Consider the following 14574-nt stretch of genomic DNA (forward strand, 5'->3'; position numbering starts at 1 on the left):
CCATCTTTGCTGTCATGACCGGAGTTGCGAAGCAGCCTGAGCACGACCAGCAGACTCATTTAAGTAATCTATCGCTTACCAATTTCCGCAATTACGCAATGCTGTCGATCGACCTCGATCCCGGCGCTGTGATTTTTTCCGGTGACAATGGCGCCGGCAAAACCAACCTGCTGGAAGCGATTTCCCTGTTGACGCCGGGGCGCGGCCTGCGCCGTGCGCCTTATGCCGACGTGGCGCGCGAAGGCGGCGACGGCGGCTTCGCCATCCATGCCCGGCTCGATGGGCCGGACGGCCCGGTCGAGATCGGCACTGGCATTGCAGGCGGCGACGCCGCCGGCGAGGGCGGCCGGCGGGTGCGGATCAATGGCGCGGCGGCGCGTTCGGCGGAGGACATGCTGGAATGGTTGCGCGTCGTCTGGCTGACACCGGCGATGGATGCATTGTTCACCGGGCCGGCCGCAGATCGCCGGCGCTTTCTCGACCGGCAGGTTCTGGCGATCGATCCGGGCCACGGCCAGCGCGCGCTCGACTATGAAAAAGCGATGCGGGGCCGCAATCGACTGCTCGCCGAAGGCTCGCGCGACGGCGCCTGGTTCGATGCGATCGAGACGCAAATGGCCGAAACCGGTGTCGCGATTGCCGCGGCGCGTGCCGAACTGGTGCGCCTGCTCGCCGCCATGATCGACAGGCTGCCAAGCTCCGGTCCGTTTCCGCAAGCCGACATCGGCCTGTCCGGCGCGCTGGAAAGCGAGGTCGCAACCAGCGCGGCTGTCGATGTCGAGGAGCGGTTCCGCCGCGCTCTCGCCGAAGCTCGCGATCGCGACCGCGCCGCCGGGCGCACGCTCGACGGCCCGCACCGGTCGGATCTCGTGGTGCGGCACCGGCCAAAGGCGATGCCGGCCGAACTCTGCTCGACCGGCGAGCAGAAGGCGCTGCTGGTCGGCATGGTCCTGTCGCATGCCCGGCTGACCGGCGAGATGTCGGGCATGACGCCGATCCTGCTGCTCGACGAGATCGCCGCCCATCTCGACGCGGGCCGGCGCGCCGCGCTGTTCTCGATCCTCGAAGAGCTGAACTGCCAGGCTTTCATGACCGGAACCGATGCGGCGCTGTTTTCCAGTCTCAAGGGACGCGCGCAGTTTTTGACCGTCGATCACGGCACGGTTGGGCCAACCAAAAGTAGTAGTGAATAGTGAGAGCACCCTTATTTCACTATTCACTATTCACTATTCACTATTCACTATTCGACTGCTGCGCACCCGATGGCCAAGCTCGATGGCAGGCTTTGGCAACACGCATTGGCGCCTGACAAGGTTTTTGTCCCGCTATATGATCGGGCGATGATCACCACCGCGCTCACCGACGAAGAACTCGAACGCTACGCCCGCCACATCGTGCTGCCTGAGATCGGCGGCGCCGGCCAGCAGCGACTGAAGCGGGCTCGAGTCCTGGTCATCGGCGCCGGCGGGCTGGGAGCGCCGGTGCTTGAATATCTTGCCGCAGCCGGTGTTGGCACACTCGGCATCGTCGATGACGACAGCGTCTCGCTGTCGAACCTGCAAAGACAGGTGATCCACGGCACCGGCGCTGTCGGCATGGCGAAGACCGACAGTGCGAAAGCGGCGATCGCCCGCATCAACCCCAACGTCGCCGTGGAACTGCACAATCTCAGGCTGACGGCGGACAGCGCCGCTGCCCTTATCTCCGGTTATGACATCGTCGTCGACGGCTCCGACAATTTCGAAACCCGTTATGCGGTGGCCGACGCCTGCGCCGCGGAAAAGCGGCCGCTGGTCCATGCCGCCGTCGGCCGCTTCGACGGCTCGGTGACCGTGCTGAAACCGTTCGAGACCGGCACGGACGGCAGGCCGAATCCGAGCTATCGCGATCTTTTCCCGGAACCGCCGCCGGCGGGCCTGGTGCCATCCTGCGCCGTGGCCGGCGTGCTCGGCGTGCTGACCGGCGTCGTCGGCACGCTGCAGGCCATGGAGGCGATCAAGCTGATCGCCGGCATCGGCGAGCCGCTGGTCGGCCGGCTGCTGCTTTACGATGCGTTGGCCGCGCGCTTCGACACGATCCGCTACAAGAGCATCTAGATCTTGGAGCAACTAGATTTTGGGCAGCCTGGTTTCTGTCGCGCAGCTTCCGGCCGATTTCGACCGTTGGGACGAGGTGCTGGCGCTGATCATGCGCGCCTTCGCTTCCATGGACGGCGTCATCGATCCGCCATCCTCGGCGCATCGGCTCACGGTCGAAAATCTCCGGGACAGGGCCCGGCAAGAGACGGGCTTTGCGGCGCTGAAGGACGGCGGGATTGTCGGCTGCGTTTTTGTCCTGGAGCGGGCCAACGACTTCTATGTCGGAAAGCTCGCGGTCGAACCGGACTTTCAGGGACAAGGCATTGCCAGCCGGCTGATGCAAGCTGTCGAGAACCTTGCCCGCAACCGCGGCAAGCCTGCGATCGAGCTTCAGACGCGGATCGAACTGACCGGGAATCAGGCGGCCTTTGCCCGCCTTGGCTTTCGCGAAACGGAACGGACGGCGCACAGTGGCTATGACCGACCGACCTCGATCACCATGCGCAAGGTGCTTTCGTAAGCCTGCGCTAACTTAAAATGCCAGCCGGTCACGTCCGCAGTGGCAGCACGCGATCCGGCGGCCGATGGCCATCGAAGAAGGCGCGGATGTTGATGATCACCTTCTCGCCCATGTCGATCCGGCCTTCTAGCGTCGCCGACCCCATATGCGGCAACAGCACGACCTTGCCCTTGGCGGCGAGCTTTAGCAATTTGCTGTTCAGCGCCGGCTCATGCTCGTAGACATCGAGCCCGGCGCCGGCGATCTTGCCGTCCTGGATCAGCTTGACCAGAGAGTCCTCGTCGATGATGTCGCCGCGCGCCGTGTTGACGATGTAAGCGGACGGTTGCAGAAGCGCCAACCGCCGCGCCGAAAGCAGATGGAAGGTCGCCGGCGTCGACGGACAATTGACCGATATGATGTCCATGCGGGCAAGCATCTGGTCGAGGCTTTCCCAGTAGGTCGCCTCCAGCTCATCCTCGACCGCGGCCAGCACGCGATGGCGGTTGTGATAGTGGATCGACAGGCCAAAGGCCTTGGCCCGTCGGGCGACGGCGGTGCCGATGCGGCCCATGCCGACAATGCCGAGGCGTTTGCCCCAGATACGCCGGCCAAGCATCCAGGTCGGCGACCAGCCGGCCCATTTCTTGTCGCTGGTCAGCACATTGGCGCCTTCCGCCAGCCGCCGTGGCACCGCCAGCATCAGCGCCATGGTCATGTCTGCCGTATCTTCGGTCAGCACGTTCGGGGTGTTGGTGACGGTAATGCCCTTCTTCGCTGCTGCCGACACGTCGATCTTGTCAACGCCGTTGCCGAAATTGGCGATCAGCTTGAGATTGTCGCCGGCCTGGGCGATCAGCGCTGCGTCGACATGGTCGGTTATGGTCGGCACCAGCACGTCGGCTTCCTTGACCGCCGCGACCAGTTCCGGCTGCGTCATCGGTCTGTCTTCGACATTCAGCCGGGCGTCGAACAGCTCACGCATGCGGGTCTCGACCGGGTCGGGCAGCTTGCGCGTGATGACGACGAGGGGCCTTTTTCTGCCTACCATTGTTTCCTCAAACCCGACCTCGTTGAGACCTCTTTAACCAAGACAGGCGAAACTGGAGGCCGGTCGCGGTGCCAGTTCTTCATGTAACAAGAGGTTCCGCCGAAGACAAAGAAAAAGGCGCGCCAGGGCCGTTGAGCCGGCGCCGAAAGGAACGAAAGTGTCTGGTTTCGCGTCGCTCCGCCTGGCCCTCTCAGCACTTCTCGGCGCTCTCCTTTATTCCCCGCAGGTGGCGGCACAGAATGCGGCAGCACCGACCCAGAGCGTCACGCTCGGGCCGAGCGGCCTGCCGCTGCCGCGCTTCGTCAGCCTGAAAGCCGGCCGCGTCAACTCCCGCGTCGGACCAGGCGTCAACTATTCCGTCGACTGGATGTATATGAAGCCCGGCCTGCCGATGGAGATCATCCAGGAATTCGACACCTGGCGTCGTGTGCGCGATGCCGACGGCTCGGAAGGCTGGATCAACCAGTCGCTGCTTTCAGGTCGCCGCACGGCGATCGTAGCACCCTGGCAGCGCGGCAAAGATGCCCGAATCAACCTACTCGACGACCCGGAAAAGGACGCCAGCATCGTCGCGATCGTCGAGCCGGGCGCCATGGGCACGATCAAGTCCTGTGACGGCCAGTGGTGCGAAATGACCTTCAATGGCCACACCGGCTGGCTCGCCCAGTCGCTGGTCTGGGGCGCCTATCCGGGCGAACGGGTCAAGAACTGACCTCTTCTTGCCGGTTCGGGATCATGGTCCAACGCATGTCGCGCAAAAGTGTGCAGCGGTTTTGCGATAACGACATGCGTAAAAACAACAACCTGAAGCGCGTCGCATGAGGCCGGCCAGACGCGACGCGCTTTAGAGGCCGATACTGGCGAGACGGTATCTCGCGGCCTTATGAAGCGCGGGTCAATCGGAGCGCTTGGGGCGCAGCCTGACCACGATATCGACATTGGCGATCTCCATGCCCTCCGGCGGCTCCGGCAGGTTGGAGACCGTGACAGGACCGCTGGCGATGTCGAAGATCCTGTTTTCGCCCTCAATGTAGAAATGATGGTGATCGGAGGTGTTGGTGTCGAAGTAGGTCTTCGACCCCTCGACGGCCAGGATGCGCAAAAGGCCCGCCTGGGTGAATTGATGAAGGGCGTTGTAGACGGTGGCGAGCGATACCGGCACGCCGGCGGCGACCGCCTCCTCGTGCAGTTCCTCGGCCGACAGATGGCGGTCGCCCTTGGCGAAAAGCAGATCGGCCAGCGCGATGCGCTGACGCGTCGGCCTCAGACCAGCTTCGCGAACCCGCTTGTCCACAGCGACATTTTCCTTCCGGCAGCCCAGATCCATCTATCCGCCCAAGCTCAAGTTTCGCCTCAATATCTGCCCAGAATGGCAAAAAACGGACATTGACCGAAACTGGACATCCCCCGACATATATTCTGTCGGCCGAATACGATCAATAGCGCGCATTGACCCCGGCAGGCGGGCAGGTTAAGCGCAAACGCCGGTTTCCGGCCGGAAATGGATTGTGTTAGGAAACCAACGACAAGGGCGCGCTACCGCCCGGACGATTAGGGGGACGAGATTGATGGCGGTTTCGAAATCCAGCTACGATTACGAGGAACTGCTTGCCTGCGCCCGCGGCGAGCTGTTCGGACCTGGAAACGCCCAGCTCCCCTATCCGCCGATGCTGATGTTCGACCGCATCACCGAAATCAGCGAGACGGGCGGTGCGTTCGACAAGGGCTTCATCCGCGCAGAATTCGACATCAAGCCGGACCTGTGGTTTTTCGCCTGCCACTTCATCGGCAACCCGATCATGCCGGGGTGCCTGGGCCTCGACGCGATGTGGCAATTGACGGGATTCTATCTCGGCTGGCTCGGCGAGCCGGGCAAGGGCATGGCGCTCTCGACCGGCGAAGTGAAATTCAAAGGCATGGTGACGCCGTCGGTCAAGACGGTAGAATATGGCGTGGACTTCAAGCGCGTGATGCGCGGCCGGCTGGTGCTTGGTATCGCCGATGGCTGGCTGAAGGCGGATGGCGAACCCATATACGCAGCAACGGACCTCAAGGTGGGTCTGTCCAAGCAATCTGCCGCCGCCTGACCGGCGCCTGCGCAGCGCCGCGAGTCCGCGGGACGCGCAAAGGAAGCTGTAGAACTTAATTTGCGCATCCTTGTCCGGCAGGTTTCGGGTTCATGCGCTGGAAGGAGTTGCGAATGAGACGGGTCGTAGTGACAGGCCTCGGCATCGTGTCGTCGATCGGCAACAATGCCAACGAGGTGCAGGCCTCGCTCCATGATGCCAGATCAGGCATCAGCTTCTCCGATTCCTTCGCCGAACACGGCTTCCGCTGCCAAGTCTGGGGAGCGCCGACGCTCGACCCCTCGGCGCTGATCGATCGCCGCGCCATGCGCTTCCTGTCGCAAGGTGCGGCCTGGAACCACGTCGCCATGGACCAGGCGATCGTCGACGCTGGACTTGGCGAGAACGACATCACCAATGAGCGCACCGGCATCGTCATGGGATCGGGCGGACCATCGACCAGAACCATCGTCGAAGCCGCTGAAACCACGCTCAAGAACGGCAGCCCCAAGCGCATCGGCCCGTTCGCGGTGCCGAAGGCGATGTCGTCGACCGCTTCGGCGACGCTCGCCACCTGGTTCAAGATCCACGGTGTCAATTATTCGATCTCTTCGGCCTGCTCGACCTCGGCGCATTGCATCGGCAATGGCTACGAACTGATCCAATGGGGCAAGCAGGACATGGTCTTCGCCGGCGGCCATGAGGATCTCGACTGGACGATGTCGGACCTGTTCGACGCGATGGGCGCCATGTCCTCCAAGTTCAATGACCGGGCATCGGCCGCCTCGCGCGCCTATGACGTCGATCGCGACGGCTTCGTCATCGCCGGCGGCGCCGGCGTGCTGGTCCTGGAAGAGCTCGAGCACGCCAAGGCGCGCGGCGCAAAGATTTACGCCGAGGTCGTCGGTTATGGCGCGACCTCCGACGGCTACGACATGGTGGCGCCCTCGGGCGAAGGCGCGGTGCGCTGCATGCGGCAGGCGCTGGCCACCGTCGCTTCGCCGGTCGACTACATCAACACGCACGGCACCTCGACGCCGGTCGGCGACTCCAGGGAAATGGGCGCGATCCGCGAGGTGTTCGGCGATAACATGCCGTTCATCACCTCGACGAAATCACTGACCGGCCATTCGCTGGGTGCGGCCGGCGTGCAGGAATCGATCTACTCGATCCTGATGATGCAAGGCGGCTTCATCGGCGAGAGTGCCCATATCGAGCAGCTCGATCCGGAATTCGAGGGTATGCCGATCGTGCGAGAGCGCATCGACGATGCCAGGATCGACACTGTCTTGTCCAACTCGTTCGGTTTCGGCGGCACCAACGCAACGCTGATTTTCCAGCGCTATTCCGCATAAGGATTGCCTTCCATGGACGGATTGATGAAGGGCAAGCGCGGGCTTGTCATGGGTGTCGCCAACGACCATTCGATCGCCTGGGGTATCGCCCGAAAACTGTCCGAACATGGGGCGGAACTCGCCTTCACCTATCAGGGCGAAGCCTTCGGGCGCCGGGTCAAGCCGCTCGCCGAGAAGCTCGGCTCCTCGCTGGTCGTGCCTTGCGACGTCGAGGACAGCGCATCGGTTGCCGCTACGTTCGAGACCTTGGGCGAGGCCTGGGGCGGGCTGGACTTCGTCGTCCACGCTATCGGCTTTTCCGACAAGAACGAGCTGAAAGGCCTTTACGCCGACACCAGCCGCGACAATTTTGTCCGCACCATGGTCATCTCCTGCTACTCCTTCACCGAGGTCGCCCGCCATGCGGCCGCGTTGATGAAGGACAGCGGCTCGATGATCACGCTGACCTATGCCGGTTCGGTCCGCGTCATGCCGAACTACAACGTCATGGGCGTCGCCAAGGCCGGGCTTGAAGCCAGCGTCCGCTATCTCGCCAACGACTACGGCCCGCGCGGCATCAGGGTGAACGGCATATCCGCGGGACCGGTGCGGACACTGGCCGGCGCCGGGATTTCCGACGCACGCCACATGTTTTCCTACCAGCAGCGCAACTCGCCGCTGCGCCGTACTGTGACGATCGACGAAGTCGGTGGTTCGGCGCTCTATCTCCTGTCCGATCTGTCCTCGGGCGTCACCGGCGAGATCCATTATGTCGATTCCGGCTACCACATCGTCTCGATGCCGGCGCTCGACGAGCTGAAGCGGACCGACAGCGGACGGGATTAATTCGGCCGGTAAAAATGCGACGGCCTTGCCGGCAACTTCAGCGGCGCGCCGCGAAAACCTTGAACATGCCGTCGCGGGCGATCTCGGCATGGCTGGAGAATGCGGCCGCCAGCACCGGCTCGTAGGGAAGCTGGCGGTTCGCCACCATGAACAGCCGCCCGCCCGGCTTCAGCGCGTTCGCCGCGGAACGGATCATGCCGGCGCCGATCTCCGGCTCGGCCGCCCGGCTGCGATGGAAGGGTGGGTTCATGACGATGGCGTCATAGCGGCGCTCGACCGGCTCGCCCAAAAGATCGATCCAGAAGAAATCGGGTTCCGCCGCTGTTTTGCCGATATTGCCTTTCGCCGCCTCCAGCGCATCGAACTCGGCCTCGTAGAGATCGAGCGCCGATATGCCAGGCGAGCGGGCGGCGACCTCGGCCGCCACATAGCCCCAGCCGGCGCAGAAATCGGCAACGCTGCCACGCAGGTCGCCGGGCAGATTGTCGACCAGCAATCTCGAACCTGCATCGATCTTGTCGAAAGAGAACATGCCTGGTGCGGTGCGGAACTTGTTCTCGACCAGAAGGGCTGGATTCGCGGCGCGAAGTGCCGCTGCGGCCGCAGCATCGGCCGGTCGATGGAACCAGAAGGCGATGCCGTGATGTTTCGGCAAATGGCCATCGAGCGGCACAAGCTCGTCGATGCGCTTGCGTAGGCTGGCGATGCCATCGTCCTTGGCGCCGGCAACGACAATCGATCCGGCCGGCTTAACACACTCGATCGCCTCGGCGATGCGCAATTCGTTTTGCCCGCGATGACGGCCGGCAAGCACCAGTGCCAAATCGAAACCTTCGCCCTCCGAACGCGGCGTGACGGTGAAACCCGCCCCCTGCAGCGCGCGAAAATGCGGCCGGAAGCCTTGCACCAGATGCAGTTCTGCATCGAAGCCTTCGGGCGGGCGAAAACCCGGTTCGGCGCCCAGAAAGAGGACGCGCTCGCCCTTACGCGGCAAGGAAACAGCCTCGGCATCGAACGGATGGAACAGTGTCTTCAGCGGCTCGGCGGACATTTTTCGATCTCGAAGCGCAGCTGGCTTTGTTTGAAAATGAAAACGGGCGCCACCTTCCGGCGCGCCCGCTTCGATTGGTTCGTCAGATCCGCTCAGGCGGCGTCTTCTTCGCCTTCGGCCTTCTTGTCGCGGGCGATTTCCTTGCCGGTGGCCTGGTCGACGACCTTCATCGACAGGCGGACCTTGCCGCGCTCATCGAAGCCCATCAGCTTGACCCAGACCTTGTCGCCTTCCTTGACGACGTCGGAGGTCTTGGCGACGCGATCATTGGCGAGTTGCGAGATGTGGACGAGGCCGTCACGCGGACCGAAGAAGTTGACGAAAGCGCCGAAGTCGGCGGTCTTGACGACCGTGCCCTCGTAGATTTCGCCGACTTCCGGCTCAGCAACGATGGTGTGGATCCACTTCTTTGCCGCTTCGATCTCCTTGGCGTTGGACGAAGCGATCTTGACCGTGCCGTCGTCCTCGATGTTGATCTTGGCGCCGGTCTTTTCGACGATCTCGCGGATGACCTTGCCGCCCGAGCCGATCACGTCGCGGATCTTGTCGGTCGGGATGTGCATGACCTCGATGCGCGGCGCGAATTCGCCGAGTTCGGAGCGCGCGCCGGACAGCGCATGGCCCATTTCGCCGAGGATATGCTGGCGGCCGTCCTTGGCCTGGTCCAGCGCGATCTTCATGATCTCCTCGGTGATGCCCTCGATCTTGATGTCCATCTGCAGCGAGGTGATGCCGTTGGCGGTGCCGGCAACCTTGAAGTCCATGTCGCCGAGATGGTCCTCGTCGCCGAGGATGTCGGAGAGCACGGCGAAGCGCTCGCCTTCCTTGATCAGACCCATGGCGATGCCGGCGACCGGCTTGGCCAGCGGCACACCGGCATCCATCAGCGCCAGCGAGGTGCCGCAGACGGTAGCCATCGACGACGAGCCGTTGGACTCGGTGATCTCCGAAACGACGCGCAGCGTGTAGGGGAACTGGTCAGATGTCGGCAGCATCGGGCGGATCGCGCGCCATGCGAGCTTGCCGTGGCCGATTTCGCGGCGGCCGGGCGACCCCATGCGACCGGTTTCACCGACCGAATAGGGAGGGAAGTTGTAGTGAAGGAGGAACTTCTCCTTGTACATGCCGGTCAGCGAATCGACATATTGCTCGTCCTCGCCGGTGCCGAGCGTGGCAACGACCAGCGCCTGGGTCTCGCCGCGGGTGAACAGCGCCGAGCCGTGGGTGCGCGGCAGGACGCCGACTTCGGAGACGATCTTGCGGACCGTCTTCAGGTCGCGGCCATCGATGCGCGAACCGGTGTCGAGGATGTTCCAGCGCACGACCTTGGCCTGGAGCTCCTTGAACACGGTGCCGATCTGCTCGGACGTATACTTGGCTTCTTCGCCTTCTGCGGGCGCGAACGCAGCCTTGACCTTCGCCTTGACGGCGTCGACGGCGGAATAGCGCTTCTGCTTGTCGGTGATCTTGTAGGCATCGCGAAGCTCGCCTTCGATGATCTTCAGCATCTCGGCTTCAAGCGCCGAATAATCCGGCGCGGTGAAGTCACGCGGGTCCTTGGCGGCGACTTCTGCCAGCTTGATGATGGCGTCGATCACCGGCTGGAAGCCGCGATGGCCGAACATGACGGCGCCGAGCATCAGATCCTCGCCGAGTTCCTTGGCTTCGGACTCGACCATCAGCACGGCGTCAGAGGTGCCGGCGACGATCAGGTCAAGCCTGGATTCCTGCATCTCGTCGACATGCGGATTGAGCACATATTCGCCGTTGATGTAGCCGACGCGGGCGCCGCCGATCGGGCCCATGAAAGGGACGCCGGACAGCGTCAAAGCCGCCGAGGTGGCGACGATCGACAGAATGTCCGGGTCGTTTTCGAGGTCATGCTGGACGACGGTGACAACGATCTGCGTGTCGTTCTTGTAACCGTCAGCGAAGAGCGGGCGGATCGGCCGGTCGATAAGACGGGAAACCAGCGTTTCCTTTTCGCTCGGACGGCCCTCGCGCTTGAAATAGCCGCCCGGGATCTTGCCGGCGGCATAGGTCTTTTCCTGGTAGTTGACGGTCAGCGGGAAGAAATCGAGGCCGGGCTTCGGTTCCTTCATCGAAACGACGGTGGCGAGAACCTTGGTTTCGCCGTAGGTGGCGAGCACCGCGCCGTCAGCCTGGCGCGCGATCTTGCCGGTTTCGAGGATGAGCGGACGGCCGCCCCATTCGATTTCCACTTTGTGGTGATTGAACATGTCTTGTCCTTCATATGCGGAAAGGGCCGCGCCGTTCACCGTGCGCGAATGCCCCTTTCCCTTGGCTTCGTTTCTCGGGCAGCCACGGGCAAGACAACGGGAAGCTCGGTTATCGGCGTGTGCCGCGCGAGCATCCTGCAATCCTGCCCCATGACCGTCCATGGGCGGTTTCGAAAGGCCCTGTGCTATCTCGAAACCGGTCTGGCCAGTCGATCCGATCGGCCTTTGCGCATGACCCGAAAACCGCGGCTCTCGGAAATGCCTTGCGCAAATTCAAAGTTTCAGAGCGTCCTATGTGCGCGTCCAGATCGAAGCGCGGCGCTCTACTTCCTTCATTAGAGCAATGGACTGCTCCAATGCGCGACCGGCGGGCTCTCGAAAGAACCCGCCGGTCAATTCGTCAACGGCGCAGACCGAGCTTCTCGATCAGCGTCTGATAGCGCGCGTCATCCTTGCGCTTGAGATAATCAAGCAGGCTGCGGCGCTGGGAGACGAGAGCGAGCAGACCACGGCGGGAATGGTTATCCTTCTTGTGGTCCTTGAAATGGTCGGTCAGGTTCTTGATGCGCTCGGAAAGGATGGCCACCTGGACTTCCGGAGACCCGGTATCGCCCTTGGCGGTTGCGAATTCACCCATCAATTCCTTCTTACGCTCGGCAGTAATCGACATCGTGTTTTTCCTTATCTGTTTGAGGAAACGGGACGCCCTCGGCCGGGATGTCGTCCAGCAGGGGCCGGTACAAGCAACGTGGCATTGCACGATGCTGCGGCGCGTATAGTGCAATTCAGGCAAAAACACCAGCCCAATTCACAAGCCGGCTTTTTGCTGCACAAACGAAGATTTAGCTTCGGCTAAAGCCACTTCTTCCATCTGAAGAAGGCGACAAGCCCGAGCGCGACAAGGGCCATGAACAGGAGCGCTGCCGGATAGCCGTATTGGGCCTTCAGTTCCGGCATGTTCCATGGCGAGGCTTCGGGATCGAAGTTCATGCCCCACACGCCAGCGAGAAAGGTGAGGGGGATGAAGATCACCGAAACAATCGTCAGATAGCTGATGACGTCGCTGGTTCGTGCCTGGCTCAGCGACAGATGCATCTCGATCAGACCGGTCAGCATGTCGCGCTGGGTTTCGACCAGCTCGATGAGCCGAAGCGAGTGATCGAGCGTGTCGTTCAGGAAGATCTTGGTCTCGGGCTTCACATAGGGCACGTCGTTGCGGATCAGCGTCGCCAGCGCGTCGCGCATCGGCCAAAGCACCCCCTTCAGCACATTGGCGTCGCGCCGCAACTCGTGAAGCCGCGCATCTGGTGCTTGTCCGACGCGCGCAGCATCTGGTCCTCGATGCTGTCGACCAATTCGCCGGCAGTCTCGATCGGCGGGAAATAGCTGTCGACAATGGCGTCGATCAGCGCATAGGCGAGACAGTCGGCGCCGCGTGCGCGCAGCCGGTTGGGGATCGAGCTTTCGATCCGCTTGCGCACGGGATCGAACGGATCGCCTTCGCGCTCCTGGAAGGTGACGACAAAGTTCCTGCCGAAGAAGACCGCGATCTGCTCGTAGCGATGCGCGGTGACGTCGTCGATCATCCTGACGACGACGAAGGCATGGTCCTCGAAGAAATCCACCTTGGGCCGCTGGCCGGTGTTGACGACGTCTTCCAGCGCCAGCGGATGCAGGCTGAAAATCCGGCCGATCTCCTCGATCAGCGGGATGTTGGCGAGACCGGTGCAGTCGAGCCAGATGACCGGCCATACGTTGCAATGAGCATTCAGGTCGTCGATGCTGGCATCTTCGATTGTCTCGAATTTGTCGGGCGACATCAGTGTCAGTCGCAGTTCGCTGCGCCGCGCCGCAGGGTCGGCGATCAGTGTCCCCGGTGATGCGCCGACCGGCGGCCGCCGTGCTGTCACCGGCGCCCGCTTCTTGATCGTCTCGGCCTTTGCCATGTGCCCCTCGAATGTAGCTCTGATCGAGATTAGACGACGGGACTCACCCGGCAAAGACCCGCTTCGGCTTGAACATGCCTTGCTCGATGGCGCCGATGGCGACCAGCTTGCCGCGCGCAGTGGCGCAGGCTTCCTCGGCTTCCACCGGCGCGTCGCGGCCACGGATGATGACCGGATTGCCGAGCCGGATCTTTGTTGCCGCGTCGTCGCTGATCGCGATCTGCGGCAGGCAGTCGAGCGCGGCTGATGTGTCGACCAAAAACGCGTCGATGGAATCGAAGTCGACCGGCACCGTATCCGCTGAATCCAAACCTTCGTCGCCCTGTTCGCCGAAGCGGGCGGCTTCCAGCTCGGCGATAGTGACGAAATCTTCCTGCGTGAACGGCTCGACCTCGATCCGGCGCAGTTCGGCGATGTGACCGAAACAGCCGAGATCGCGGCCCATGTCGCGCGCCAGCGAGCGGACATAGGTGCCCTTGCCGCATTCGACCTCGAAAATGCTGCTGTCAGCATTGTGCTCGATCAGATCGAGGCGGCCGATCTCGACCTCCCGCGCCGGAATGTCGACTGTCGCCCCGTCGCGGGCAAGATCATAGGCGCGCTCACCTGCGATCTTGATGGCCGAAAATTGCGGCGGCGTCTGCATGATGACGCCGGTGTATTTCGGCATCAGCAAAAGCACATCGGCTTCAGCCGGACGCTGGTCGGAGCTTTTCGTCACCGGCCCTTCGAGGTCATCGGTCGAACGCTCCTCACCCCAGGCAACCGTGAAGCGGTAGACCTTGGCGCCATCCTGGACATAGGGCACCGTCTTGGTCGCTTCGCCGAGCGCGATCGGCAGCATGCCGGAAGCGAGCGGGTCGAGCGTGCCGGCATGGCCGGCTTTTTCCGCCTGGAACAGCCATTTGATCTTGGAGACGGCTTCGGTCGAACCCATGCCGACTGGCTTGTCCAGCACCAGCCAGCCGGAGATCGGCCGGCCCTTCTTCTTGCCGCGACGCGCCACTATTTTTCATCCTTGTCGTTGTCTTTGATCTGGTCGCCGATCTGGGCGTCGGGGCCGAGATCGCGCGCCACTTCGGGCGAGTGCAACAATTCGTTGATCTTCTGGAAATTGTCGTAGCTGGTGTCGAGCCGGAAGCGGAATTCCGGCATGTACTTCATCTGCCGGAGCGCGCTGGAAACGCGGCCGCGCACGAATTTCGCATGCTTGTTGAGCGCCTCGACCACCGCATCGGCATCACTGGCGCCAAGCGGCGAGACGAAGGCGGTGGCGATCTTCAGATCGGGCGACATGCGCACCTCGGAGACCGAAACCACGGAATTCTCGATCAACGGATCGAGGATCTCGCGACGCTGCAAGGTTTCCGACAGCGCATGACGCACCTGCTCGCCGACGCGAAGTATGCGCTGGGATGGACCTGACGTGGTTGAACGGGGCATTTTTCTCTATCCTGAAATCG

Annotated in this window: 14 protein-coding genes and 1 pseudogene; 7 read left to right on the forward strand and 8 right to left on the reverse strand. The window is 62.7% G+C overall.

Annotated features, from left to right (window positions below):
- Positions 1-14 precede the first annotated feature (14 nt).
- From recF to NMG80_RS16795, 3 genes are all read left to right on the forward strand, one after another.
- Entirely contained in the window at positions 15-1193 is a 1179-nt protein-coding gene (gene recF / locus NMG80_RS16785) for a DNA replication/repair protein RecF (RefSeq protein WP_254019105.1), read from the forward strand.
- 147 nt (positions 1194-1340) lie between these two features.
- Positions 1341-2096 carry a molybdopterin-synthase adenylyltransferase MoeB gene (locus tag NMG80_RS16790; RefSeq protein WP_254019216.1) on the forward strand — a complete coding sequence of 252 codons (756 nt, stop codon included), beginning with the start codon at positions 1341-1343 and terminating at the stop codon, positions 2094-2096.
- 19 nt (positions 2097-2115) lie between these two features.
- Positions 2116-2598, forward strand: coding sequence for a GNAT family N-acetyltransferase (locus NMG80_RS16795; RefSeq protein WP_254019106.1), 483 nt, complete (start codon positions 2116-2118; stop codon positions 2596-2598).
- Positions 2599-2626: 28 nt separating this feature from the next.
- On the opposite strand, the gene NMG80_RS16800 is transcribed toward NMG80_RS16795, so the two are convergent.
- Positions 2627-3628 carry a 2-hydroxyacid dehydrogenase gene (locus NMG80_RS16800; RefSeq protein WP_254019107.1) on the reverse strand — a complete coding sequence of 334 codons (1002 nt, stop codon included), beginning with the start codon at positions 3626-3628 and terminating at the stop codon, positions 2627-2629.
- 157 nt (positions 3629-3785) lie between these two features.
- On the opposite strand from NMG80_RS16800, the gene NMG80_RS16805 reads away from it, so the two are divergent.
- On the forward strand, positions 3786-4340 hold the full coding sequence (locus NMG80_RS16805; protein WP_254019108.1) for an SH3 domain-containing protein: 555 nt from the start codon (positions 3786-3788) through the stop codon (positions 4338-4340).
- Between the two features lie 183 nt (positions 4341-4523).
- Here NMG80_RS16805 and irrA read toward each other — a convergent pair whose 3' ends face one another.
- Positions 4524-4955, reverse strand: coding sequence for an iron response transcriptional regulator IrrA (irrA, locus tag NMG80_RS16810; RefSeq protein ID WP_254019109.1), 432 nt, complete (start codon positions 4953-4955; stop codon positions 4524-4526).
- Between the two features lie 241 nt (positions 4956-5196).
- On the opposite strand from irrA, the gene fabA reads away from it, so the two are divergent.
- From fabA to fabI, 3 genes are all read left to right on the forward strand, one after another.
- Positions 5197-5715: a 3-hydroxyacyl-[acyl-carrier-protein] dehydratase FabA gene (fabA, locus tag NMG80_RS16815; RefSeq protein WP_254019110.1), complete on the forward strand. Its 519-nt coding sequence runs from the start codon at positions 5197-5199 to the stop codon at positions 5713-5715.
- Positions 5716-5828: 113 nt separating this feature from the next.
- Complete coding sequence (gene fabB / locus NMG80_RS16820; RefSeq protein ID WP_254019111.1) at positions 5829-7049, forward strand: beta-ketoacyl-ACP synthase I; 1221 nt, start codon at positions 5829-5831, stop codon at positions 7047-7049.
- A gap of 12 nt (positions 7050-7061) precedes the next feature.
- Positions 7062-7874 carry an enoyl-ACP reductase FabI gene (gene fabI, locus NMG80_RS16825; RefSeq protein ID WP_254019112.1) on the forward strand — a complete coding sequence of 271 codons (813 nt, stop codon included), beginning with the start codon at positions 7062-7064 and terminating at the stop codon, positions 7872-7874.
- Between the two features lie 37 nt (positions 7875-7911).
- Here fabI and NMG80_RS16830 read toward each other — a convergent pair whose 3' ends face one another.
- The 6 genes and pseudogenes from NMG80_RS16830 to rbfA form a co-directional block, all read right to left on the reverse strand.
- Complete coding sequence (locus tag NMG80_RS16830; RefSeq protein ID WP_254019113.1) at positions 7912-8925, reverse strand: class I SAM-dependent methyltransferase; 1014 nt, start codon at positions 8923-8925, stop codon at positions 7912-7914.
- Between the two features lie 92 nt (positions 8926-9017).
- A complete protein-coding gene (gene pnp, locus NMG80_RS16835) occupies positions 9018-11165 on the reverse strand; it encodes a polyribonucleotide nucleotidyltransferase (RefSeq protein WP_254019114.1) in 2148 nt (715 codons plus the stop codon).
- A 400-nt stretch (positions 11166-11565) separates the two neighbouring features.
- On the reverse strand, positions 11566-11928 hold the full coding sequence (gene rpsO / locus NMG80_RS16840) for a 30S ribosomal protein S15 (protein WP_301943367.1): 363 nt from the start codon (positions 11926-11928) through the stop codon (positions 11566-11568).
- 89 nt (positions 11929-12017) lie between these two features.
- Positions 12018-13111, reverse strand: a pseudogene (gene corA / locus NMG80_RS16845) (magnesium/cobalt transporter CorA).
- Positions 13112-13154: 43 nt separating this feature from the next.
- Positions 13155-14117: a tRNA pseudouridine(55) synthase TruB gene (gene truB, locus NMG80_RS16850; RefSeq protein WP_254019115.1), complete on the reverse strand. Its 963-nt coding sequence runs from the start codon at positions 14115-14117 to the stop codon at positions 13155-13157.
- On the reverse strand, positions 14117-14554 hold the full coding sequence (gene rbfA, locus NMG80_RS16855; RefSeq protein ID WP_254019116.1) for a 30S ribosome-binding factor RbfA: 438 nt from the start codon (positions 14552-14554) through the stop codon (positions 14117-14119). The genes truB and rbfA overlap by 1 nt, the downstream gene beginning before the upstream one ends.
- Between the last annotated feature and the right edge of the window lie 20 nt (positions 14555-14574).

Source organism: Mesorhizobium escarrei, from assembly GCF_935825525.1.
GTDB classification, from domain to species: Bacteria; Pseudomonadota; Alphaproteobacteria; order Rhizobiales; family Rhizobiaceae; genus Mesorhizobium; species Mesorhizobium escarrei.